14 protein-coding genes are annotated in these 24202 nt (G+C 60.7%); 3 read left to right on the plus strand and 11 right to left on the minus strand.

Going from position 1 to position 24202, the window contains the following annotated elements; all coding sequences use genetic code 11:
- Positions 1–115: 115 nt before the first annotated feature.
- Both OR601_RS08205 and OR601_RS08210 read left to right on the plus strand, forming a co-directional pair.
- Positions 116–1192 (plus strand): 6-phosphofructokinase, encoded by a 1077-nt coding sequence (locus OR601_RS08205; protein ID WP_265591681.1) that lies wholly within the window; start codon positions 116–118, stop codon positions 1190–1192.
- 612 nt (positions 1193–1804) lie between these two features.
- Positions 1805–3904, plus strand: coding sequence for a hypothetical protein (locus tag OR601_RS08210; protein ID WP_265591682.1), 2100 nt, complete (start codon positions 1805–1807; stop codon positions 3902–3904).
- Between the two features lie 143 nt (positions 3905–4047).
- Here the strand turns inward: OR601_RS08210 and OR601_RS08215 are convergent, their stop codons facing one another.
- The 7 genes from OR601_RS08215 to OR601_RS08245 form a co-directional block, all read right to left on the minus strand.
- A complete protein-coding gene (locus OR601_RS08215) occupies positions 4048–7848 on the minus strand; it encodes a DUF3320 domain-containing protein (protein WP_265591683.1) in 3801 nt (1266 codons plus the stop codon).
- Positions 7849–7863: 15 nt separating this feature from the next.
- Complete coding sequence (locus tag OR601_RS08220; protein WP_265591684.1) at positions 7864–10155, minus strand: DUF4011 domain-containing protein; 2292 nt, start codon at positions 10153–10155, stop codon at positions 7864–7866.
- 138 nt (positions 10156–10293) lie between these two features.
- Positions 10294–10941 (minus strand): MgtC/SapB family protein, encoded by a 648-nt coding sequence (locus tag OR601_RS08225; protein ID WP_265592397.1) that lies wholly within the window; start codon positions 10939–10941, stop codon positions 10294–10296.
- A 303-nt stretch (positions 10942–11244) separates the two neighbouring features.
- Positions 11245–13671, minus strand: a complete 2427-nt coding sequence (locus tag OR601_RS08230; RefSeq protein WP_265591685.1) for a hypothetical protein — start codon at positions 13669–13671, stop codon at positions 11245–11247.
- On the minus strand, positions 13658–13870 hold the full coding sequence (locus OR601_RS08235) for a hypothetical protein (RefSeq protein WP_265591686.1): 213 nt from the start codon (positions 13868–13870) through the stop codon (positions 13658–13660). Before OR601_RS08235 ends, OR601_RS08230 begins: the two co-directional genes overlap by 14 nt.
- Positions 13871–14167: 297 nt before the next feature.
- Positions 14168–15634 (minus strand): radical SAM/SPASM domain-containing protein, encoded by a 1467-nt coding sequence (locus OR601_RS08240; RefSeq protein WP_136011830.1) that lies wholly within the window; start codon positions 15632–15634, stop codon positions 14168–14170.
- Between the two features lie 472 nt (positions 15635–16106).
- Positions 16107–17075, minus strand: a complete 969-nt coding sequence (locus OR601_RS08245) for an L-lactate dehydrogenase (RefSeq protein WP_265591687.1) — start codon at positions 17073–17075, stop codon at positions 16107–16109.
- A 770-nt stretch (positions 17076–17845) separates the two neighbouring features.
- Between OR601_RS08245 and rlmD the strand changes: the two genes are divergently transcribed.
- Complete coding sequence (rlmD, locus tag OR601_RS08250; protein WP_265591688.1) at positions 17846–19039, plus strand: 23S rRNA (uracil(1939)-C(5))-methyltransferase RlmD; 1194 nt, start codon at positions 17846–17848, stop codon at positions 19037–19039.
- Between the two features lie 129 nt (positions 19040–19168).
- Here the strand turns inward: rlmD and OR601_RS08255 are convergent, their stop codons facing one another.
- The 4 genes from OR601_RS08255 to purH form a co-directional block, all read right to left on the minus strand.
- Entirely contained in the window at positions 19169–20230 is a 1062-nt protein-coding gene (locus OR601_RS08255; RefSeq protein WP_265591689.1) for a sensor histidine kinase, read from the minus strand.
- A gap of 12 nt (positions 20231–20242) precedes the next feature.
- Positions 20243–20908 (minus strand): response regulator transcription factor, encoded by a 666-nt coding sequence (locus tag OR601_RS08260; protein ID WP_136011817.1) that lies wholly within the window; start codon positions 20906–20908, stop codon positions 20243–20245.
- A 172-nt stretch (positions 20909–21080) separates the two neighbouring features.
- The gene (locus tag OR601_RS08265) at positions 21081–21833 is read right to left on the minus strand and encodes a hypothetical protein (protein ID WP_265591690.1); all 753 of its coding nucleotides are present in this window, start codon (positions 21831–21833) and stop codon (positions 21081–21083) included.
- Between the two features lie 685 nt (positions 21834–22518).
- Positions 22519–24120, minus strand: a complete 1602-nt coding sequence (purH, locus tag OR601_RS08270; protein WP_265591691.1) for a bifunctional phosphoribosylaminoimidazolecarboxamide formyltransferase/IMP cyclohydrolase — start codon at positions 24118–24120, stop codon at positions 22519–22521.
- Between the last annotated feature and the right edge of the window lie 82 nt (positions 24121–24202).

Below are 24202 nucleotides of genomic sequence, written 5' to 3' on the forward strand. Positions count from 1 at the left end.
GCAACCCCGCCGCGACGGAGCATCCTTAAAAGGCTTAAACTCATACCACAAAAGCGCACAGGTCAACAGAACCGGAGCCGCGCCTAAAGCCCAAGGTCCAAGGAGAGGAAATCCCATGCTCAGAGTTGGAATGCTTACCAGCGGCGGCGATTGCCAGGCACTCAACGCCACCATGCGCGCCATTGTGAAGACGCTCTGCCACAACACCGAGGGCAAGGTGGAAGTCTACGGGTTCCTCGACGGCTATCAGGGACTTATCTACAATCGCTACACGCGACTCTCCCCCGAGGATTTCGCCGGCTCCCTCACCCACGGCGGCACCATCCTGGGCACCAGCCGCACCCCCTTCAAGGAGCTGGACAAACCCACCGCGGACGGCATCCAAAAAGTCCCTGCCATGATCTCCAACTACCGCAAGCTGGGCCTGGAGTGCCTTTTCATGCTTGGCGGCAACGGCTCGACCAAGACCGCCAACCGCCTCTCCGAGGAGGGCCTCAACGTCATCGCGCTGCCCAAGACCATCGACAACGACACCTGGGGCACCGACATGACCTTTGGCTTCACCTCGGCCGTCGAGGTGGCCACCCGCTGCATCGACGACATCCGCACCACCGCCACCAGCCACGGCCGCGTCTTTGTCATCGAGATCATGGGCCACAAGGTGGGATGGATCCCCCTCTACGCCGGCGTCGCCGGCGGCGCCGACGTCATCCTGCTTCCCGAGATCCCCTATGACATCGACAAAGTCATCGAGGCCATCGACACCGACCGCCGCGACGGCGAGCGCTACGCCATCGTGGTCGCGGCCGAGGGCGCCATCTCCAAGGAGGACGCCGCCCTTTCCAAGAAGGAATACAAGGCCAAGCTGGCCAAACGCGTGATGCCCTCTGTGGCCTATGAGATCGCCGAGCAAATCTCTGCCCGCACCGACCGAGAAGTGCGCGTCGCCGTCCCCGGCCACACCCAGCGCGGCGGCCAACCCGACGCCCAGGACCGCATCTTTGCCATGCAGTGCGGCGTCGAGGCGGCCATGGGATGCCTGGAGGGCCGCTACGGCTTCATGGTGAGCCAAAAGAAGGGCAAGATGTGCCGCATCCCCCTCAAAGACGTGGCAGGAAAGCTTAAATACATCGACCCCAACGGCGAGATGGTGCGCGAGGCCCGCGACCTGGGCATCTCCTTTGGCGACTAACCGCTGCTCGTCTGCTGCGTGCCGCGTGGCCCCTGGGAGGGGGCTAGTTGGATGCCGCTTGGCCTCCGCGAGGGATCGACCTATCACATGATCTCGTAGAGGGCTTGCCCTATCACATGGTCCCAAAGAGGGTTTGTGCCCCTCAGAAAATATGCTTCATTGGCTACACCGAATTGTAACCAATGAAGCATATTTATTACTACTATAACTGTATAGCAGTAATAATGTGTAGCTAAAGTAGTATTATTTCAGAGGGCCTTACACCCTTTTAGGGCCCTCGCCCCTTTCAAAGCGGCTCTGGCTCTTATTCCTAGGAACCTCATTCACCTCTTCAGAACCTTTTCATTGCGAACCACTCCATAGCTTTGAAGAACCCGGTTCAATGGGCAATTTGCAGTCCATCCTCACCACAAATCTTGCAGTTTCACCACCATCGCTATTGCCCAAGATGGCTCCTTTCTTGCGCCAAAACACAAGATGTAAGACCTATTCCAGCAATGTCATAAACCCGTGAATATTTACACCGTAAATCATTCTTAAAATTTACATACACCTATCACATGTACATGTGTCTATGTTTATGCACCTGCATATGTGAGAGGAATTGCCTCCATGGGACTACTCAACCATTGCGATCACCGCACTGTCGCCGACCTTGCTTCCAACAAAAAGGTAACCGCAGGACTTCTTGGTGCCACACTGGGAGTCTCCGTTGTACTTCTTGGTGCCACACCTGCGCTCGCCGTTGACAGCGCCTTTACATCCACCACGCCATCTGTTTCTGCATCTCCCGTCTTGGAGCACTCTGAATCCGCATCTTCGGCGGTATCTCAAGGCACCGACACAAGTCAGCTCGGGCAAGCCTCGCAAGAGGCGAGCGCTCCACAATCTGAGCCTGCCGCGCAGCAAAAGCCGCAAAGCACAGCCTCCGCACAGGCTGCCTCCCCCACCCAAGCTGTCGCCTCATCAGATACCTCCACTCAGGAGGTAGGCTCGGTCGTCTACAACGCCTGTGAAGGTTCCCTCGCAGGCGACGGCGCCCTCGCCCATGGCACCGAGATCTCGGCCACCGATACCGCAACGGGTGCCTCCATGGACAGCGGCTGGAACAACAACACCGCCATTCTGGACCTCACCAAGTCTGGTCCAGCCATTGACGGCCATGTCAAGATCGCCAACGACTCCAACGAGCGCCTTAAGGTGGAGGAGATCGTCCTTCTCCATAGGTTTGGGAAGACCGATGAGCAGCTTGCAGACCAGTGCCGTCCGGACGTAGTGGTGGATGAAGGCCGCGTCCAAAACGACAGCCTGTCCCTGGGGCTGGACAACGAGGAGATCAGGTACAGCATCAAGGCTGGCGAATACAAGACGCTGGCCGAGCTGCGAGCTGCCCATCCTGACTTCTCCTGGAGCCAGGTCATCGCCATCATGTCTGTTGGCTATTTGAATCCCAGCAGCTCGGTAGATGCCGTGATCCCCTTGACCATTGCCAACTACGATTCCATAAAATCGCAAGTGGAGTCCCTTGCACAGGGGAACGGCTCCGACGAGCTGACCTCCTCTGGGTCCCGCCTGTTCGACTTGGGCGCCTATGCCTATTATTGGCGAGGCGCAGACTTTCGCACTATTCCTGCGGCCGGCTCTTCTATTGCCGTAGGCGCCCCCTACACAAGCCTCATGGACTCTATCCGGCAGATGACCCGCGGCGAAGCGCATTGGGATGCCACCGTCATGACCGTCGACAAGAACGGCACGCGCGTCTACGACCCCGCCCCCAAAGAGGTCCAGGATGCCCTAAAGCCTCTCGCCTACTCGGATTTCGAGTTCACCAACCGCGGGGTTGTGAGCGACGTGCTCTATACCGACGGCCAGTTCGACATCAAGCTCGAAAATGCTTTCAATTCCATCAAGGACCTTGGCTATACCGTCAACATCCTTCCTGACGGCAGCGACATCTGGCCCTATTACTCCTACACCACCCGAGGGAACGACGGCTCTGTCATACACACCAACGAGGTGATCTATCTCCAAGTGAGCCAGGTCTTCGATACCAAGGACCTGACCCTCGACCAGCCAGGACCCTGGCGCCCTACAGACAACCTCGTCTCCGCCCAAATCGAGCGCTACCACCAAGGCTCCATGCGCCTCACGGGCACCAGCAACCTCAAAGACTCCGGCGACTACGACTTCGAGCTCTTCGACACCCACCATCAGCTCGTGGCCTCCGGCCATGGCGACCAGCCTGTGGAGCGCCTTGCCCCCGGCGAGTACCAGGTGTGCTATTCCTATGCCATCAACCCCACCCATAAGGTCTCCAAGACCGCCTACGTCACCGTTACAGACCCCAGCACCCGCCCCGAGGGCCCTCACGACAATCCTCGTGAGCCAGACTCGCCTGCCAGCCCTGCCGATCCCACGGCCCCCAAGACACCCTCCGCAGACCCCGCTGCCGAGAAACTCCTGCACTCTCAGGCTGAACAGGCACCGGAGGCCCCTGCCAAATCCGAGGTTGGCCCAGGAGATGCTGTGCAGGTTGGCGTCGCTGCATCGGCTTCTCGCGCCCAAAGCCATGTCATTCCACGGCTCGGCGACCAGGGCAGCAGCACCGCCAATACCGCTTCTGTCCAAGGGACTGGCGTAGCTGCTCTTCTGGGTATCGTAGTTACCGCTGTCGCAGCCACCCGAACTCGCCTGCGCAGCCACCGCGACTAAGCGCACCGGGGCAGGAACGAGCCCCTAGACGCCTTGCCAACCCACAACAAAGCACCAGCTGGCTTCTGCCGGCTGGTGCTTTTCTATGACGATCTTGCTCGAGGGGCCGAGGGTTTTCCAAGTTGTGTGGCGCATCTTCCGTGCTATTGGCTGGGAAGCTGGTAAGTGTTCTTGGGACCGCGCTCCATTTGACCGCGTCGGCTGCCCAGAGTGAAGGCTTTGCGGATATAGTCTTCCGCCCCGGCCGTCAGGCGCTTGAACCCAAAGAGCTTAGAGACCGCACGAACCAAGGCATCCTGCCCCATCGGTCCACCGGAATCCTCCAAGACATCTAATGTCGCAGCGATGATCTCCTCAAGAGGCAGCTGCTCGGGCTTGCGACGGTCTGCAGGATCTTCCGTGACGCGATAGACGGCCCAGTTCTTTGGATCATCGGTTTTTCGCCATACCATGGAACGGCCTGCTGACGACACCTTCTTCGCCTTGAGCCTTTTGAACCCCGCTTCCAGTTTTGCCTGCACATTGCTTCCCATACGCGCCACGCAAGTCAACTCCAGGACGCGCCTAAAGAGCATCTCCTTCTCTATAGGAGCCTCGATGTCCACGATGGTGCCCATGAGATTTGCAATTTCTACATCAGAGGCATCCACCAGGGCCTGACCGCCCTGGATGGGGACGACAACGCTAGCTTTTTGATAGGCGACCGCTCGGGAATCCTGTGGGCGCGTCTCTTGCTCCTGAGACTCTTGAACTGGGACATCCTGATCTCTGTCTTGGGAAGGTGTCTGTGTTGGCTCAGTGGGTGACGCGAACGCCGCCAGGATAGAGGAAGCCACCCTGGATTCCTCTTGCGCAGAAGCCGACGAGTTCTTGGAATGGACGCCAGTGATTTCACTGTCTCCAAGCTCGCCGGCCCATGAGCTGTGCGCGGCAATGGAAGCCTCGGCTGGCTCGAGAAAGGCGGGCAGCGACGTGGGATCTGCAGCTATGGCGGCAGCGGGGTCGGAAGGAACGGGCGGCTTCTCCTGGATAATGTGCGGGGCGGCTGGGGCAACCTCGAACTCTGTGGTCGACTCAACGGCAGGCGCCTCGTGGGGCTCGACAGGCTGGGTCATCATGGGCTGCATCGCCTCGGAAGATGGGTGCGATCCATCCAAAAGCGCGACATCATCTCCCAGTTCCCCTTCAAGATGGTTTACAAGCCTGTCGAGGAGAGCATCTTTGTCCTCCCACCATTCGGCGGACCAGATGCGATAGAGGTTCCATCCCAAACGACGCAGCAACTGCGGCTGCGCGAGCTCGCGATCCCTGGTAGAGGGGCTGGCAACGTAGTTGGGGCCATCCAGCAGGATGCCGATCAGGTATTTACATTTGTCCCGCGGATCGACCACTGCCAGATCCACCTTGAAGGAAGAGCGGCCCACATTCCTGTGCACCTCGAAGCCGCGGTCTTCTAGACGTTTGACCACCGCATCGGCAATGGCGTCGGTATGCTTCTTCTGGGCGATCTCATCAAGAGTGACCGCTCCAAACGCACCTCGCTGCGCGAATTCTAAGAAAGCCTTGAGCGCCGAGGGACCCATGGAAGAAGTTCTGTTGACATCGATATCTGTGGGATCCATCGAGGAAAACACCATCATGGCAATCCTTGCACGGGTCACCGCCACATTGAGCCTGCGCCAGCCGCCTTCGCGGTTCACAGGGCCAAAGTTCATACTCATCTTGCCTGTGGCATCCGGCGCATAGGTGATCGAGAACAGAATGACATCGCGCTCGTCTCCCTGGACGTTCTCCAGGTTCTTGATGAATACCGGCTCGTCTCCTTCGTTGGCCCAACACTCGACCACGGGATCTTTAGAACAGGCCTCTGCAAAGAGATCCTGTATCAACATCTGCTGGGGCACGTTGAAGGTGATGACGCCCACCGTCTGGTGGGAATCCTCTGCATCATGGGCCCTGCGCACGAGCTCGGCGACGATGGCCTCCGCCTCTCCTGCATTGGTGCGGCTCTTGCCACGATCAAAGAACCCATCAACCTTTTTATAGGAGACACGGCTTTTGCGATCGTCTACCGACGGGAAGGTGAGCATCTTCGATTCGTAGAAGCGCTTGTTGGAGAAAGCGATGAGGCTCTCGTGATTGCTCCTATAGTGCCATCTCAGATAAGCCTGGGGCAGATTCAAGGCCAGGCAATCCTCAAGCACCGATTCGAGGTCGGCCACCTCATCAAAGTCCTCCTCGCTCTCTTTTCCTTGGAAGAAACTAGTGGGAGGCATCTGGCGAGGGTCGCCCACCACCACTGCCGCCTTTGCGCGAGAGAGCGCACCCACGGCCTTGGCGGTCTGAAGCTGTGAAGCCTCGTCGAATATCAGGAGATCGAACTGATCGCCACCTACCTCCAGGTACTGGGAGACAGAAAGCGGGCTCATCAGGAAACAGGGGCAAAGTGAGCGCACCAGCGATCCGCACTCTTTCATGAGGGATCGAATGGAAGCACCGCGGCCTCGGCTGCGCAAAAGTCGCTGAAGGCGAGCTGCGCTTTTGTCGGTAATCGAAAGCTGAGTAAGATTGGGAAGCCTTTGGGCCACCCGATAATACACTTCATCGACAGCGAGGGCGCGCAGCTCTTGGTCGGCACGAGTGTATTGATGGACCAACTCCTCGAAACGGGTGCGCGAGAAGTCGTTGACCCCTTCGATGGTATCCATAGTCACCGTGACCATACGGCGGTAGACGCCCGCTTTGTAGCGCTCAGCCAGATCAGGGGTCACAGGATTGTCCGTCACGTAAGCCAAAAGGTCGTAAAGCCCCAGAGTCTCGGCTTTGTTCACCACCTGGCGCCAGTTCATCCAGTCGCGCAGATCACCCAGATGACCGGTGATCCGGCTCACATAGGATTCCTCGCCCTCAAGCCATGTGGACACTTGGAATGTAGGGATGCGACCCAGGCGCGACTCCACTGGCAAGCGTGCCATCGTCACTTGACTGAGCCTTGCACGATAGCCCTCTACCAACTGCCTACCCTCAGCAGTGGCAACGAGGTTGTTGACCTTTACGCCAAGAGGCGTGTGCAACCCTTGGCCGACAAAGGCGCGGAGCGCATCGATGGCCTGGCCGATAGCCGCCCAATCGCGGGAAAGCCCCGTTCCGGGCCAGCTGGTCAGATAGGTTTCGAGCCCTGTGACCACGCGCAGGGTGTGGCGGGCCTGGGATTGATACTCTTCCAGCTCGCGAAGGGCTGCCTCCACATCCTCTGGCTCCAAGGGACGCAGTGCCTCCAATGAAAGCCTGTGGGTTTCACGCTGCACCGCTTTCTTGCGGCCGAAAATCCCCTTCGCATTAGCCTCGACCCAGGCATCCTTGAACTCCACCACATTGAGCTTGAGCGCCGAGGGCTGCCAACGGCCAAGAAGCTCTTCTCGGCGAACTCTCAAAGTTTCCACCGAGCTCCTCATGGCTTCAAGCCTGCCCAAAAGCCCCTGGAGATCCTCGTCTGCCACCCACTGGGCAGGCACGCTCGTGTTTTTCACCACAGCATCCAACGACTGCCCTAAAGACAAAAGTCCCTCGATGGTGGTGGGGGTTTTCTCGGCAAGAGCCGAACATAGGGCCTCCGCCACAGGCTGTAGGAGACGAGCCTCCGAAATGTAGCGATCGAGCTCTTTGGGCAGCTCCTCCCTGAGCTCTTGGGAATAGGAAGAGGCGGTCACTGCCGATAAGGGCGCCCCAGCCAAAGGGGCCCAAGGTTCAGCTTGGGCAATGAGGCGCTCGGCGGAGTTCATCTTGAACACAAAATCGTCAGGGGAAACGATGTGATCGATGAATGAACGGCTCACCTCTAAGGGCTCAATCCCTTGGGCATAGGTCTCATAGCGCAGGATCTGCTCGCGCAACATGAGACCTGCAGCGTTCTCTACCTTGAGGGCGCGGGCATAGGTGTCCAAGAAACGCTTAAGGCGTTAGACTTCTTCGAGCTTGTGGGCGTATTCGTCGTTGGCTTCAACGGAGCCCAGCTCGGTGGCCGCTTGGATCTGCTCAAGCACATGATTGCGGGTGGCCTTGGTAGAGTGGAGCTCCAAGCAAAACGGAGCGAGCTTCAGGCGTGCCAGACGAGTCTGGACCACCTCCAAAGCGGCCATCTTCTCGGCCACAAAGAGCACCTTCTTGCCACGAGCCAGTGCATTCGCGATGATGGCGGTGATGGTCTGCGACTTTCCTGTTCCCGGGGGTCCATGGAGCACAAAACTTTGGCCACCCACAGCAGCCTGGATGGCAAAACGCTGGGAAGCATCGGCCTCAATAGGCAGCAGCAGCTCCTCTTGGCCCTCGCTGCCATCAAGATCCTCCGGCTGCCACGTGAGGTGACCCTCCATTAAGGAGTTTACGATGGGGCTTCTCCTCATGGCCTCCTCGCTGTTGCGCACGTCGCTCCACATGAGGAACTGACTGAAGGAGAAAAGGCCCAGCGCCGCATTCTCGATAACCTGCCAATCCTTCATGCCCAAGATGCGGTCCTTGAAAGTGTTGAGGACCAGCCGCGTGTCGATACCGTGCTCATCGTGGGGCAGGGGATCCAGGCCTGAGACGTTGATGCCAAACTCCCGCTTGAGCAACTCGACCAAGGTGATGTTGAGCAGGGGCTCATCGTCGCGCAAACGAATGACATACCCACCCGCACCGGGCCGTTTGACGATGTCGACAGGCAAAAGCATAAGGGGCGCAAGGCGCCGTGCGTTCCCTCGCTTGGGATCGACCCACAAAAGCGTTCCCAGCGTCATGAAGAGCGTGTTCGATCCTGTCTCCTCCAACGAGGAGCGTGCAGCCCGGAAAAGGTTGGTGAGATTCTTTTGAAGCGCACTTTCTGAGAACGCCGTGCGCAGGCGCCCCTCTTTAAAGTCACTGGACAAAAAGTCATTGTAGATTTCAGCGACGCCCAAGATACCGTAAGCCTCTTTGTCTGAAAGACCCTTCCACTCCGCCGGCTTCGGTGCAAGCACCAGATCTTCCGACTTGGCGAGAGCATCTTCGATCTCGTCCACTGATCCCGTAAGGATGGGCATAAGCCGGGGTCCCGGGCGCATGTTGAGCAGAGCGTTTCTTGAACTCAGGTCCAAAAGACTGCGCTCCCACACCTGCCGTTTCGTACGTGCGCCTTCCTCAACCTCCTCGAGAACGGCGGTGGAGACCACTCTGCGATCGGGACGACGGGCAGCAGAGAGATGGTCGTCTTTGGGCGCCTCGATATCCCATCCCTCAGCTCCCATAGCGCGGGCCGGGAGCGGTAAGAGCTGGCTCATCCGCGCACGATAGACATCCACGGCACACAAGAATCTCTCGGGATCCAAAAGGTGCTCTTTGCCTGCAAACTCCGCAGCCTCAAAAGGTGCCCCGGAACCCTGCGCCAAAAGGGTGCATTCCACGAAGGTCATTTGGTCGATACCCTTTGCACTGCGCTTTACCAGCTCCGAGCAGTCATCGGTCACGATTTCGGGGAAGGATCGGTCCTCGAGCCAGAAGCCCGCAAAAGCGTGGCCCTCGACGATCACCACCAGGGGTCTGAGACCGCAGGCCTCAAGTGCAGAACTGTAAAGTGCCGCCAAATCAAGGCAGGTGCCCATGTGCTGGGATAGCACGCTATCCGCAAGACGGATACGCTGTCCCGCATCAAACGAGGGCGGCGCCCCCACATAGACGATGTTCTGTTCCTGGATGGCGCGGAAGAGAGCAGCGCCCTGATAGCGCACACGCTCCACATCACCCGATTGATAGCCATCCAACGCCGAGGAACCGGTCCATTCCTTGAGGTACTCGGCAGCCTTGATGAGGATAGGGGCCAATGCTGGATGATTGGGGGTGACAAAGCAAGCGAGGAATTCTGGGACACCGTTCCACTGGTCAAAGGCCCAAAACACCATCTCAATGTTTTCAGACGCCAGGACCTCATTTTCCTTCCTCAGTTCAAATTTAATACCATCCAGCACGCGCTCGGTGATCTGCAAAAGCCTGTGAGTATCCACCACCATGGAACGGCAGTCTACCTCTACCGTTTCTTGTGCAGGAATCACCGGCACAGGGGAAGTGCTGTCTACCATGAGGTCCGTGGCACTGTCGGCCACAAGCTCAAGGTTTTCCAACGTCTTGTCGCTATGATTCTCGATGATCACCGACTCGATGGGCGAGGAGAGCGACTGCACCACCGAAAAGTTCACTATGGGATTGCAAACGACATGCAGAGTGATGGATGAATCCATGGGGCACCCCTCGCAATGGAATCACTACCGATAAGAACCCTTATAGGATCTTGATATATCCGTTAATTATGGCGATTCCAAAGTGGTACCGCAACGCCATGCGCCCGCACAAAAGCCCGCTATCCCTCGAAAGGGCCCTTAGATCTCCTCGCAAAAGCTCACGAATCTAAGGCGCTGGATGGCGTCGATGAACACCTGTTTGCGGTCCATGGTGGGCAGCGTAATGGTGAGGGTGGCAGCCACAAACGAGCTCCCGCTTTCTCCGCCGGTAAGCAAGAAGTTGTCGTAGCTGCAGTCCCAGCTATGAAGCTGCTTTAAAAACTCCTTCACCGCCAGCCGGTTCTCAAACTCCACGTAGAGATCGAACTTCTTGGTATGGCGGTGCACCATCACGTCGAACCACGAAAGCACCGTGAAGGTGAAGATGACAAAGAGCAGCGCGATGATGGTGGCGTCCACCTCGCCTATGCCTGCGGCCAGGCCAATGCAGGCGCATACCCACAGTCCGGCGGCCGTGGTGAGGCCGCGCACCTCGTTCTTGCCTGTGACGATGATGGTGCCCACGCCAATGAAGCCCACGCCGGAGATAACCGCGGCGCCATTGCGCACCATATCGAGCTGGGCGCCCGGCAGCTCTTCAAGAATGTATTGGCTCACGATCATCGACATCGCCGCGCCCAAGCACACCAGCACGTGAGTCTTGACGCCCGCGCCTTTGTTCTTGAACTCGCGCGTCATGCCAATGACGGTACCCACGAGCATGGCAAGGAGCAGCCGCAAGAACACTGCCTCCGTGCTCCAGCCAGCTGCTACCTCACTGAGATGTACAAAGTACCTACCAAGCATCCTGCCGCCGTTCCAGCCACTAACGCAACCCGTTTCCCAAGCCTATACCTCTCGCGCTTCCAAAGGCGCCCAGATATAGGGAGTATCCCCCCATAAAGCCCAAAGCATAGCGTCGGCGCAACAAAAGATTGCCCCTGGGCGACCGCGGTCTTTCCCAAGGGCAATCTCTTACAGATTCCTAGGGGCTGCCGATAAGAACCCCCCTCGTCCTAGGTCTTCCGGGAAAACCCCAAGACCCATGAGCTACAGGTTCTCCTTCTTGCGAGCGCCATAGGCCACACGCACGATGAGTGCGCCAAGGATCCCTGCAGCGGCCAATGCGGCTGCGAGGGCGCCCTGAGACGACTCTGTGTCGCCCGTGGCGGGCACGGCATCGTTGGAAGCGGCGGGCTTGACGACCTTGGAACCGACTGCAGGCTGCCCCGCCTCGGTCTTTTCTGCCACAGGCCCTGTCGAGCCTCCCCCGTTATCTGCGGCAGGCTTCTCGTCGTCGGGAACGGGGCCTTCTTCGGCCACTGGCTCGAGCACTACCTCGATGGTGTGGTTGGAAGCCACGTCCTCGAAGGTGTAGGAGGCAGCCTCTGCCAGCTCAGGATGCTCCTTGCCGTCGATGAGCACCTTGGCCACCCGGTAGCGCACGCCGTCGCGCTCTCCGGCTGCCCAGGTCACAGTATGGCTCGCGCCCTCCATGACATCGGTGGTAGCAGTGACGGTGCCGGGACCTCCGGAAATGCTCGAAGCAACCTCATAGAAGGTCTTGTCGGCCAAAGACTCGCGCTGCTTCGGCGCCACGTCGTCGCCTTCGCTCTCCTTCTGCACCTTGAGCTTGACCACGTACTCGCCGTCGCTCTCGAGGATGCTGGAGGGGATGTCCACGGCGGTTTGGCCAGGCGCCACAGGAACAACCACAGGATCGCCCGAGCCGCCCTTGGGATAGATCTCTACCTCGACGGGAGTGTAGCCCTCGGGCACCTCCCACTGGATCTTGGGCGGGTTGTCGGGATCGACGTCGTCGGGATCAAAGATGCCTCCGCCAGTGATCTCGCCGGGGCCGCCATCCACCTGAGTCTCGATGTCCACGGTGGATCCCAGCGTCTCGGGAGTCACAGCCGGCTCGCCGTCCTTGGCGAAGTAGACCTTGATTTGATGGTCCTTGTCGATGTCGCGGATGCCCATATCCATGCGGGTTGTGCCTGTGAGCAGCGGCTCGATGATCTCCTCGGGGTTGAACACCGCTGCAGGAATCTCTGCGGCATAGGCCTTGGTCATCGTTGCCGAGAAGAGCTCCTCCAGCAGGGTGGGCTCCTCCTCGGGTTCGTCAGTCTGAGAGGCAGTGTTGCTGGCAGGCGCTTCTTGCTCGAGCTTGTTGGTCTGAGCCACCTCGATCTGAGCAGCCTCTTCGCCCGCGTTATCCTCTTCGCTGGCAGGCTGATCTTGAGGAATGGCCAGCGTTTGGAGTTCAGGGGCTTCGGAGCTGGCGTCTTCGCCCCTAAGGGCATCGGCGATCGCAGCTGACAGCGCTTGAGGGGACGGGGCGTCCTTCTCGGCAGCGGTCGAAGGATCCTCTGGAGCCGTCTTGGGGGCCGCATCGAGCTCTTGGCGCAAAGACGGGCTCTTCTTGATGCCTTCGCGGTAGACCTCTTTGCCGTCGATCTCCAGATAGGTGATGCGGGAGCCCGCATTGGCCTGAGCGCTGATGTCTACGTAATGATTGCCCTTGTACACGGTCTTGGAGGGCTTGGCGGTGCCGTCGCCGTACTTGAGAATGGCCACATTGAAGGTCACCGGGCGCAGCTTTACCACCACCTCTTGGTTCTCCTTGATGTTGGTGAGGCTCACATCGCTGGCATCGCCATCCACCGCAGTGCCATTCACAGAGACGCTTTCGACCTCGTACACCGCGTAGGCGGGATCGTCGCGGTCGGCGGTGGTTTGGATCACAGGATTCCAGGCCACAGTGTAGCTCTCACCTTTGGCCACAGTGGAGCCGCCGGTAATGGTGCCAGGGCCGCCCTCGATCTTGGTGGAGACCACCACGTTGTCGGGAGCGAGGCCGGTAGTGCCGTCTTGGGCTTCGACCACGATATCCACCACATGGTTGGCAGCGATGGCGGAGAAGTTGTAAGAGCCTGCCGCCACTTGATCCAGGCTCAGCCTGGCTCCGTCCACCGAGACGCTCTTGATGACATGGCCTTCTTTGACAGACCATGTCACCGCCTCAGAGGAGCCGGCGGCCACCGCCATGGAGTCGGAGGCCTCCACGCCTTTGGAAACGCCATAGGTGTTCACAGTGATGGTGTAGTAGCCCTTGGTGGTGTGGGCGGGGATGAGAGGGATCTCTGCCAGGGTGACCACCACAGAATGGTCTCCAGAAAGGTGCGAGAACTCATAGCGGCCGCCTTTGGCATCCACGCGGCGGCCGTCCACCTCGACGCGGGAGACGTAGGTATTCTCGCCAGGAGCCCACACCACGGCGGCAGAGGCACCCTTCACCACATTGGCGCTCGGGCTGATGGAGGCGCCAGTGGTAATGCCGCGCAGCTGCGTGGTGATGGTGTAGGTAATCACCGGCTCGTCCACCACGTTGGTGTCGGGGATGCCGTCATCGTCTGCGTCGATGTTTATCTGCGGTTTTGGCGGGTTGGCAGGATCGATCTTAGTGGGATCCACAGGCTTGGGCTTGCCATCCCGCCGCATAGCCGGAGCCCAGGTTGGCGCCCGGGAAGTTGACCCACTCGCCGAAGACCTCTTTGAGGTCGATGTAGGTGTCAGCGGCGTAGGCATTGATTGGCGCAGCAAACGCAGCTGCCACCGACAGAGCAACGGCAAGCAGCATGCTTGCGATGATCTGCCGAGGTTTCTTTCCCATGACAACCCCTTTCGCGTGGTAAACATCGCGTCCAACGAGGCTTCAAATTGACGGACCTTGTTCCCCATCAGATGCATCTAGTGAGAAGCTCCCACATATAGATACTTATAAATTGAATACCAGGCAAAGGTTTTCTGTCAATATTCTGAAAGTTAGGTGACTCCCATAATATATTGATTATGCAGCTAGATGCCTATATCCTTATAAAAAAGCTCCCGGTTGCCTTACACATCCGGGAGCTTTATGTTTGCATGCTAATTAGCTTATCTCATCGATGGGAATTGCATTATTTATAACTTACCCTACGACGGCCTGATTCTCCTCGTCAGACTTGGCGATGATCTTGGCCTTCTCGTCCACAGGCATGTTGGAGAGCTCATCTGCGTAGATCTTCTTGCCGGTGGGATGCTCCTCGAGCCAGAGCTTCTCAGCGGTGGCCTTCCAGCTCTCAGCGTAAGGAGTGGTGCGGGCGCAAAGGTCATCCACAGACTCGGGTGCCGCATAGTCGGTGCAGGGAGCGTCTGCCTCGTGGACGATCTGGGGCAGGATCTCCGGGTTTTCCAGCATGGGGCAAGGCTGGAGCATGTTGTCGTTGAAGGGGTAGTGAGAGCGATAGGCCTGGAAGATAGGCTGCTTGAGGCACTCCAGCCAGCTCTTGTCATGGATGTTGGCGTTGGAGTAGTGGATGAAGACGCAGGGCTCCACGTCGCCGGCTGCGTTGACATGGCAGAACACGCGGCCGCCGGCGATGCAGCCGCCCACATACTCGCCGTCATTTTGGAAGTCCATGGCAAAGATGGGCTTGCCGCCGGTGATGCCGCGGATCTCGCGGATGCGGTGGAACATGTACTCGCGCTCCTCAGGGGTGCACATGAGGTCGGTGCCGGCGCCGGCGCCCACGGGCATGAGGTGGAAGTACCAGGCGTAGCGGCAGCCCTTCTCGATAAGCATATCGAGGTACTCGTCAGAGGTGACGGTCTTGTAGTTCTTGGTGGTGTAGGCCGTGGAAGTGCCAAAGAGCAGGCCGTTGGCCTTCATGAGGTCCATGGCAGCCATGACTTCCTGGAAGGAGCCGTCGCCGCGGCGGCCGTCGTTGGACTCCTCGAAGCCCTCGACCGAGATGGAGAAGGCAATGTTGCCCACGCGCTTGACGTCGTCGCAGAAGGCCTGGTCCACCAGCGAGGCGTTGGTGAAGATGTTGAACATGCAGTCATTGTGCTTCTCTGCCAGCTTGATGATGTCGTGCTTGCGCACCAGAGGCTCGCCGCCGGTGAGCATGAACATGTGGGTGCCCAGCGCCTTGGCCTCAGAGACCAGCTTGTCCATATCGTCGAAGGACAGGTTGTAGCGGTTGCCGTACTCTGCGCTCCAGCAGCCGATGCAGTGCTTGTTGCAGGCCGTGGTGGGATCGAACAGGATGATCCAAGGCACGTTGCACTGGTACTTCTCTGCGTTCTCAGTGCAGGTGCGCAGGCCGCGGAAGGCCGCCTCATAGCCGCCGTTGAGCACGGTGGTCTTGATGATGTTGTGATCTACCTCGTCCATGAGGGAGAAGAGGAACTGCTCCCACTTGGACCCGGGATACAAACCGGCACGAAGGCCGCGGGCGGCGCCGGGAGCGGTGTCTTTGAGCAACTTGGAGCCCATGTCTACAAGCTTGTCGAGATTCTTCTCGCGATCCTTGCCCGAAGCGGCATTGATGATCCCGTCCAGAGCCAGGCCAAAGGCCGTGCGCTCGGCTGCGTGCGCGATCTTAGACTGCATCTTAACCCCTTGCTGTTTTGCCGCGACCTGATGCCGCAGCTCCGTTGACTGGGAAGGTTGTACCCCCTTTTCTCTCTTTACTCCACAGGTTTTGGTTTTGCCTCACAGATTTTTAGAACCTGCAACTTATATGCCGCAAGCCTCGCTGCCGAGAAAAACCGCCGCCTTAAGGTGGGTGTCAAGAGTGCGAAGAGAAGGTGCCCATCAGCTGAAGCCTTTCTGATTTTTAGGCCTTACTCTGCTGTTTTATGCCTCCCAGCTCCCTGTGGTTTTGGAGCCTATAGTGTAGACCCCTCCACCTTTTCTCGCTGAGGTGGCGCCAGGTGATATTCAAAACGGTTCGAATACCGTAATAGTTGCGAAACTGCAGAGGCACAGCAAGCCGCCCCGCTGGCGAGAGGCCAGCGGGGCGGCGCGGGGCATCAGGGATAGAAGGCGGCCTATGGGGGCGCGGGTTTCTCGGCAAGGAACGCTAGAGCAGCCCCACACGCTGCGCGTTCTCGCGGATGTGGGCGCAGCTGGCGTGGAACTTTTCCACCTCGTCGGCGGTGAGGTCGAGCTCGATGACCTCCTCGACGCCGGAAGCGCCTACCACGCAGGGCAGCGAGGCGTAGACGCCACTCTCGCCGTACTGGCCGTCCATGAGGGTGGAGCAGGCGGTAATGACGTGCTCGTTGGACTCGATGGCACGCACCAGGCGGGCGGCGGCGTTGGCGACGGCGTACTCGGTGCAGTGCTTGCCGGCCATGGTGACATAGCCGTTTTGGCGGCCCTGCTGCTCGAGCTCGTCATGGTCGAAGCCAAAGCGGCCGGGCTGCTCGACGGCAAGTTGGGAGAGCGGCTTGCCGCCAAAGTTCACCGCGCTCCAGGCGGCGAACTGGCTGGCGCCGTGCTCGCCCAGCATGTAGGCGCAGATGGAGTGCTGGTCGATGCCGGTGACGTTGGAGAGGGCGAATTTGAAGCGGCTGGAATCCAGCGCGGTGCCGGTGCCGATGACCTTGGCGGGATCTGCGCCGGAGAGCTTCCAGATCTCGGTGGCTACCACGTCGCAGGGGTTGGCGATGGTCACCCACACCCCGTCGAAGCCGGCTTTGGCGACAGGCTCGATGAATCGCTTGGCAGTGTCCGTGGTGTAGAACAGCTCGCCGTCGCGGTTTTGCGCCGCCAGCGCCACCTTGCCCGCTGCATTGACGATGACGTCGCAGCTCGCCAGCGCAGCGTAGTCCTCGCCGCAGGAGACGATCTCGACGTTGTGCGGGCAGAATGCCAGCGAGTCGTGCAGATCTTGCACCTCGCTTCTGAGCTTGGCGGAGTTGTCCTCGTCGCCGGAGCAAATCTCGGTGAGGTAGAGCTCGTCTGCGATGCCCTGAAGCATGAGGCTGTTGGCCACATGGGCCCCCACGTGCCCCAATCCAATAATGCCGATGCGATTGACTCCCATGCCCCTGTCCTTCCTGCGAGCTGATGCGGGCTGCTGCGACGATGTGCGGCCGCCGGTACGTGTTGCGGTGCGTGGCCACCGGTGCGCGCCTGAGCGTGTGCCAACCGGCGCGTGCCCTGAGCCGCAGCCACCGGTGCGGGCTGCGGCGTGTCGCCACTGGTGCGTGCTCCGCATTTTTTGTGCCTTGGTTATACCGCAGGACGGGATGGACCGGACGGAAAGCCTTCCAAATCCGCTGATGAGGCGCTCAAGATGTAACCTGGATCGGCTATGGTTCGATATTTGTCGATACGTGCTGGTGAGGATGGCGGGTTTCTCGGCAAGGAGGGAGCCTGCAGCGGTGGATGGCTGGGGCGCCTGGCCGACGTGGCAGCGAGCAAACTGCCCTGCGTGGCAGCTGGACTTGACCTACGCCAAGTTGTTTTTCTCATTGACACGGAAGGAGTTCATTGGCACAAAACCCAGCTAAACGATGGATCTTCCAGCTTTTTGGCATGAAGTCCAGCTAAATGCAAGTCATTCGGCACAGCATGTCGTACGACGCTGCAGGCCGCCAGCAAGCAAGCTGCCGAGAAGCCCGCCCGCCGCAGGCTGCATGTTCATGGTGGATGTGGGCGGCACGGGCGCTCGGGAGCGGGTACATTGGAAGGCGTACCGCACTGGCAGTGGCACTGGTTGCAGCACGCCGTCGCCGCCAGCGCACAACCCGCGCGCCACTGCGCGTTGTCGCAACTCGCATGCATCGCAAGGTCGATCAGGAGGCCCGCCCTATGGGATTTCGCACGCTCACCTGCCCCATCGCCAAAGAGTGCGGCGGCTGCGAATGGCTGGCGGTGCCCTACCCCATTCAGCTACGTCGGAAGCGCGAGGCGGTGGAAGAGCTGTTCCGCGACTACCTGGAAGACGTGCGCCATGGCGCCACGGTCGACGGCCTGCGCATTTACGGCATGGACGATCCGGTGGCCTTCAGGCATAAGGCGGCCACGCCCTTCGCGCCGGGCAAGCGCGGGTTTGTGCGCAGCGGGTTTTATGCGCGGGGGACGCACAGGATAGTGCCCTGCTCGGCCTGCCTCACCGAGGATCCGCGGTGCCGGCCCATCCTCAACGCAGTGGCGCGTATAAGCTCTGACCTTGGCATCCGTGCCTACGACGAGGACAAGGGCACCGGCCTCTTGCGCCACGGAGTGGTCCGCACCGGTTGGAAGTCCAATGAGGGCCTGCTCACACTGGTAACCAACGGCGACTCGCTGCCCCATGCCAAGGAGCTGGCGAAGGCAGTGGCCCAAAAGGCCAAGGTGCATTTGTCGGTAGTTCAAAACGTGAATCAACGGCGCACCAACGCCATCCTGGGATTCAAGAACAAGCCGCTGCTGGGCCCCGGCGTGATGCACGACAGCCTGCTGGACGTGGAATTCACCGTTGGCCCTACGAGCTTTTATCAAACCAACCCAGAGCAAACCGAGGTCCTCTACAGTTTGGCCATCGCGCAATCGCGCCTGGACGCCGGCATGCGGGTGCTGGACGCCTACTGCGGCATAGGCACCATCGGGCTGTGCGCGGCCCATCAGGTGGAGGGGCTCGAGGTCGTGGGCGTGGAGCGGGTGGAAGGCGCGGTGGCCGACGCTCGGCGGAACGCCAAGGCCAACGGGCTGGAGAAACAGGCTCGGTTCGTCTGTGCCGACGCCACCAGTTACATGATCGACGCTGCCCGAGCCGGCCGAAAGTTCGACGGCGTGATCCTCGACCCGCCGCGCGCCGGCTCGACCCCGGAGTTTTTGAGCGCCGTCTGCGCCCTGGCGCCTGAGCGCGTGGTCTACGTGAGCTGCAACCCCCAGACCCAGCGCCGCGACGTGGATCTGTTGGTACGCCAGGGCTATGAGCTGGACACATTGGCGGTGGTGGACCTGTTCCCCCAGACCAAGCACGCCGAGACCGTCGCCACCCTGGTGCGCACCCGCGCCTAGCAGCTGCCGAGAAACCCGCCTTCCAAAGGCTGGCACTCATTACTATATTGATACACAATGCGGCACCCGCAACACTCCGCCATGCGACCTCCCATGCAGCGCTCGCCGACGCATGGCGCCCCGGCTGCTCTACTGGGCCGCCTGGTCGTTGGAGGCGTTGGCCACCATGGGGAAGGTGATCGAGATGGTGGTGGCGGTGGCGCCGTCGGACCAGGCGTCCACCGAGAGGCCCATCTTGCGGGCCAGGTCCTGCACCAAAAAGAGGCCGATGCCGGTGGACGTGCGGCCAGAGCGATCTCGGCCGTTCTCGCCCACAAAGCCCTTGTCCCAAATACGGGGTAGGTCTTGGAGGGGGATCCCCTGCCCGTTGTCGCGCACTTCCAGCACCACGGTCTCATGGGCGGAGGATTGGTTTTCTCGGTGAGCGATGAACGCCAGGGTGAGCTCGCGCTCGGGAGAGGCATACTTGATGGCGTTGTCCACCAGCTGGCCCAAAATGAAGGTCACCCATTTGGGATCGCAGTAAATCTGCTGGTCAAGGCCCTCGAAGGCCAGATGCACGTGGCTGAGCTGGAGGGCGGTCATTCGGCTGCGGGCCACCTCGCGCACCAGCTGGCCCAAGTTTTGGGGGCGCACCAGGTAGTCGCGGTCAACGGAGTAGGACCGGGCCAGGTAGAGGGCCTGGTCGACGCAGGACTCGATGCGCTGGAGCTCGGGCTCGATGCGGCGGGCCAGAGGACTCGCGTCGCCCTGGACCATGAGGGAGATGGCAGCCACCGGCGTCTTGACCTCGTGGCTCCAACGCTCGATGTAGCTGCGGTATTCGGCGGCGTCGGCGCGCTCTTTGCCGGTGGAGAGGCGGTATTGGTCCAGCAGGGCGTCCACCGCGTCGTCGGCGCAGTTGGCCGGATAGCGGCGCTGGGAAGGCAGCGTGCTCGCCACATCGATGGGCGTGGGGTCGCCGCCCACCTGGGCCTGGGCGATGCGATCCACCTGATGCCAGAAGGAAGCCGAAGGCAGATAGCCCGCAAAGAGTCGCAGGACTTCGGCCACCAGCAGGATGGCGCCCACGAGCGCCACGAAGTCTTCCGAGGCGCCGGTGAGCCACAGCATCAGCATAAGCAGGGCGAAAGTGAGCCCAAATATGAGCAGATCGAGCAGGCGGGATCTCAGATAGCGCAATGCATTCATAGCTGCGCCCCGCTACACCGAGTATCCCTGGCCACGATGGGTCACCAGGTAATTCTCGATGCCCAGCTTGGCCAGCGTCTGGCGCAGGCGGTTGACGTTCACCGTGAGGGTGTTGTCATCCACGTAGGCCTCGGAGTCCCAGAGCTCGCACATGAGGGCCGTACGCGAAACCACCGCCCCTGCGTTGTGCATAAGATACGCAAGAATCCGCAGCTCGTTGCGCGTAAGATCCACCGTCTTGCCGTTGGCCTTGGCGCAGGAAGCCTCCACGTCCAACGTAAGCCCTTTGTGCGTGAGCGTGGGCCGAGCCTGCGCCTGCGAGCTGCGCCGCAGCAGCGCCTCGATGTGGGCCACCAGCACGTAGACCGAGTAGGGCTTGGTAATAAAATCGTCCGCCCCCATGGTCATGGCCAGCACCTCGTCCATCTCCGAGGCGCGACTGGTTACCACAATGATTGGAATGCCCGACTTGTCCCGCAGCTCTCGACAGATGGCCGTGCCGTCCACACCCGGAAGCCCCAGGTCCAAAAGGACCAGGTCCGGCGCCGCGTCCAGCACCGCCTGACTGGCATGGGCCCAATCGCAGATCTCCACGGGCTCATAGCCGCGCTGCACCAGCAGGTCGCTCAGCGCCTCCCTGATGGCCACGTCATCCTCTACCAGCGCGATGCGCGTCATGGCACTCCCCTCTCTTCACGCTTCCTTGCCGACAAAACCCCTGCTCGCATCCAGTGCGAATTATGCTCTCGCTACCGCGCGGCGACTCGGCGCGCCACCGCGTCGCACACAGCGGCGCTGACCCGCCGCGCAGCCGCCGTACCTCCAGCCCGGCAGCACGCACGACAGCTCCCTAGAACGGGCGATGAGGCTTGGCGCGGACGGCGTCCAGCAGCTTGCGGTAGCCCTGCTCCAACCGAGAAGCGATGTCATTGGCAGCTGCAGCCTCGCCAGAGGCCGCTAAGCCGTCAGCAGCCCGAAGGACGCCGTGCTCGTCCGAAGCCAGCAGGATGCTTGCCCAGGCAGCAGGATCAGTCTCAACCCTAGCAGCCAACCGGGGGTCGAAGGCCACAGGGACGCCTAACGTTTTTGCAACATCCACAGCCAGGGAAGCCACTGCTGCCAGCGGCTCTTCCAAGCCTGCCCCCACTTCCAGCGTGCCCTCTGGGGTCACTGCCAGCAGAATCTCGGGGGCAACGCCGGTCTCTTGCGCTTCCAAGCGGGCGGCCTGGGCGCGCGCGGTGAGCCCCGCTGCGCTCAGATCCTCAAGCTCCTCATAGGGCCCTAGCGCCATGGCGGCGCGCCCCTGGCCGTCGAGGGCGATCATGAGGACGCCGTCGGGGTTCTCGGCAGCCCCAGAATCCAAGGTTTGCTCGATGTGCTGTTGGACCCAGGCACAAAACTCCGGAGTCAGCGGATCACCCTGAGCGCTACGGGCACGCAACGCGCGCAGGTGGCGGCTCTCCAGCGGAAGCTGTCGGCCTGCGATGCGCCAGCGGCACACCAGCACCGGGTCGCCAAGCTCGAAGGACGCGAGGCGAGCAAGCTCCTCTGCCTCGAGGGCGGCCAGATCGGCCTCTGTGTAGTCGCGGGATGGGTCCAGCATGACGGCTCCTTGGGTTAACGCATCTATCGACGTAGCTTCTACCCTACTTCAACAGGCGGGATAGGTGCCGGGAAGGCAAAAGAAGGCCCATATAGGGCGCTGCGTTCTCCTTAGGGGCTCAAAAGAACATCCAGAGGGTGTAGCTGTTCTCCTAGGCGCTCTAAGAGAACAGTCATTTGGGCTCTCCGTACTCCTAAGCAGCCAGATAGAACCCATTCTGTTCTATTTGGCTGCTTAGGAGTCCATTACCGCTGAAGATCGCTTGAGAAGCGTTCTATTTGGAGTCTAATAGCCATCCCAGCTTTGCAAGTTGTTCTCCTAGATACTCATCTAGCACATCGAGATGAGCGGGCCCAGATGGCCCCCACAGGAGGTCCCCGCCCAACAGTAAACCCAGATCGTCGCAGGTCGCCTATGGCCTCCCCGCAGGGGGAGTCCCAAGGTGAGCTCCCCTAAGAGCAAAAGGGCTGCTACCAGATAGTCTGCAGGTGCTCCCCCATCCCCGCCGCGCCTTTTCCATCGTCGAATCATCGCAAAAAAGGGCGGACACTCCCCCGAGTGTCCGCCCGTCTCATGCATATCGTCGCTCGTCGCCCCCGTCTGCAGAACGCCGCTGCATGTGGGGGCGACAGCTTCATTCCCACGGCGAACCCGCAAGCCCTAGCCCACAGGCTCACGCACGATACTAGTGCCTGAAGTGCCGGCGACCGGTGAAGACCATGGCGATGTTGTGCTCGTCGCAGGCAGCGATGACCTCCTCGTCGCGCACCGAGCCGCCGGGCTGAATGATGGCGGTGACGCCGCGGGCGGCCAGCTCGTCAACGTCGTCGCGGAAGGGGAAGAACGCGTCGCTGGCCGCAGCCAGGTTCTCCGGCGCCACGCCCATGCGCTCGCAGGCCTTGTGGGCGCGGTCGCAGGCGATGATGGCGGAGTCCACGCGGTTGGGCTGGCCGGGCCCCATGCCAATGCCGGCGTCGTCCTTCGCGATGAGGATGGCGTTGGACTTCACGGTCTTAACCACCTTCCAGCCAAACTCCAGGTCGTGGAGCTCCTGGGCCGTGGGAGCACGGCGAGTGACCACCTGGTAGTCGGCGGGTTTCTCGGTCACGTGGTCGACGTCTTGCACCAAAAGACCGCCGTCCACCGTGCGCATCTCCTGGGCGGCGGGAGCATCCACGCCGCCGGTGGCAAGGACGCGCAGGTTCTTGCGACGGCTCAGGCGCTCCAGGGCCTCGGGAGTGAAGGAGGGCGCGATGAGGACCTCCACAAACTGCTTGTTGACGTCGGCAAAGTGCTCCACCAGCTCCAGGGGCACCTCGCGGTTACAGGCGATGATGCCGCCAAAGGCGCTCACCGGGTCGCAGGCGTAGGCCTTGTCGTAGGCCTCGGTGACGTTGGCGGCCACGGCAGAGCCGCAGGGATTCTGGTGCTTCAAGATGATGCAGGCGGGCTCGTCAAACTCGCAGACGGCGGACCAGGCGGCGTCGGTATCCAGCAGGTTGTTGTAGGACAGCGGCTTGCCGTTGAGCTGCGTGGCGCAGGCCAGCGAGTGGGGAGCGGCGTTGGCATCGCGGTAGAAGGCGGCCGCCTGGTGGGGGTTCTCGCCGTAGCGCAGGTCTTGCTGCTTGGTATAGGCCAAGGTCAGGCGCTCAGGGAACTGTGTGGGCACAGCGCCCTCGGCATCGATGAGCTGGCCGGCCAGCCAATTGGAGATGGCCGTGTCATAGGCCGCGGTGGTGGTATAGGCCTTCACCTGCAGCTGACGGCGCAGCTCCAGCGAGGTGGCGCCGTCGTGGGCCGCCATGTCGTCCAGGATGCGCCCGTAGTCTGCCGGATCGCACACCACGGTGACGCTCTGGGCGTTCTTGGCCGCAGACCTCAGCATGGAGGGGCCGCCAATATCGATGTGCTCCACGGCGTCGGCAAAGGTGACGTCGGGCTTGGCCACGGTCTTCTCAAACTCGTACAGGTTCACGCACACCAGGTCGATCATGGGGATGTCGTGGGCCGCGGCCTCCTCCATGTGCTCGGCGCTGTCGCGACGCGCCAGAAGGCCGCCGTGGACCTTGGGATGCAGCGTCTTCACACGGCCGCCCATCATCTCGGGAAAGCCGGTGTACTCCGAGATCTCCGTCACCGGCACGCCCGCTTCTTCCAGCACTTTCGCGGTGCCCCCGGTGGAGATGATCTGCGTACCGTAGGTGTCGTGGAGCGCGCGGCAAAACTGTGCCACCCCGCTCTTGTCCGTCACCGAGACCAACGCCTTTTGAATCTTCCTCTCTGCCATGAATCCTCTCTCTCTTATGTTCTGGCTCCCCTCTACTGCATGTTCCATCGTGCCACAAAAGAGGAGCCCGGCAAGCGACTCC

The sequence above is a fragment of the Leptogranulimonas caecicola genome (genome assembly GCF_023168405.1).
GTDB classification, from domain to species: Bacteria; Actinomycetota; Coriobacteriia; order Coriobacteriales; family Atopobiaceae; genus Leptogranulimonas; species Leptogranulimonas caecicola.